Origin of the sequence: Parafrankia soli (genome assembly GCF_001854695.1) — a bacterium.
In the GTDB taxonomy this organism is placed as follows: Bacteria; Actinomycetota; Actinomycetes; order Frankiales; family Frankiaceae; genus Parafrankia; species Parafrankia soli.
Map to the genome: position 1 here is coordinate 1 of NZ_MAXA01000178.1, position 1,267 is coordinate 1,267.

Below are 1,267 nucleotides of genomic sequence, written 5' to 3' on the forward strand. Positions count from 1 at the left end.
GCGGCGAACCTGGCGTTGCTCAGCGACGTCCGCACCCGGTTGGCGCGGATGGTGGCCGCGGCCCGCGAGGCCGAGCAACCGGTGCAGCGCCATGCCGATCTGGACGTTGCGGTGGGTAGCCACCGGCCTGCGGTGGATGAGCATTCCTTCTACACCGCGGCGTTGATCGGCCTGCTGCGGTGGGCGCGTGACAGTCAGGTGCTGACTGAGCAGGCGGTGCGGCTGGTCGCGATGACCCGGCTGACCGACTGCAGCCCTGATGAAATCGCGGCCGAGCAGGGGACGCAGACGCACACGCTGCGCCGGCGGCGTCAGCGGGCCGAGGCGACTTTGGCCTGCGCGGCGCGGGCCGCGGGTCGCTGGCCGTTGCCCGAGCCGGCCTGGGCCTGACCGTCCGCGGCGCCGGACGTCGCCTGAACATTTTTCGACGTCGTGCGGGTTTCCGTGTCGCGTTGCCTTGATCCGCTGTGCCTTCCCTGGGTGTTGCTTCCGCATCGCTGAAGGGGGGTGTCGGTGCTAGGGCGAGGCCGGAGGGGCTCGGGTGCGGCCGAGGTGGGGGATGTCGGTGGGCCGGCGATCCCGGTGGCGCGCCGGGCCATGTGGATGACGGCTGCGGCGACCGTCGCCCTGTGGGCGCTGGTGATCGTCGGGGCGGTGGGGGGTGTCGCCGCATGGTGGACCCGCCCCGACGGCGATGGTGCGCCGGCGGCACCGGGGCGGTCGGCGACCGGGCCGGCGGGGTGGGCGCAGGCGTTCGTTGCCGCGTTCCTCACGGCGGGCGAGGGGCAGGAGTCACGGCTGCGGATGTTCTTCCCGGGCGCACCCTCGCTGGACGGGGTGACCGCGGGGGTGCGCCAGGCCGGGCAGGTGACGGTTCTGCGGGCCGCGGAGGCGGCGGCCGGCTACTGGACGGTGACCGTCGCCGTCGACGAGCTCACCCGCACCGCGCAGGGTGATCTCGTCCCGGACGGGGTTGCCTGTTATCGGGTGTCGCTGGTTGCCCGCGGCGACGCGGCCGCCGGTGGCGCCGGGGCGCAGGGCGATCCCGTCGGGTACAGCGCGACCCGAATGCCGGACCGGGTCGCCTGCCCGCCGGCTCTCACCGACGCGCCGGCCCTGGGCTACAGCACCCCGGTCGACCCGGACGATCCGGTCGGTGATGTCGTGCGTCGTTTCCTGGCGGCGCTGCTGACCGGCACGGGTGAGGTCGGCCGTTACACCAGTCCGACGGCGACGATCCGCCCGATCATCCCGGCTCCTTACACCG

2 protein-coding genes are annotated in these 1,267 nt (G+C 73.9%); both read left to right on the forward strand.

The window, feature by feature from the left end:
• A partial coding sequence (locus BBK14_RS14545; protein WP_206744667.1) for a hypothetical protein occupies window positions 1-390 on the forward strand: 390 nt, incomplete at its 5' end.
• 162 nt (window positions 391-552) lie between these two features.
• On the forward strand, window positions 553-1,267 hold a 715-nt coding region (locus BBK14_RS14550; protein WP_198541286.1), incomplete at its 3' end, for a hypothetical protein.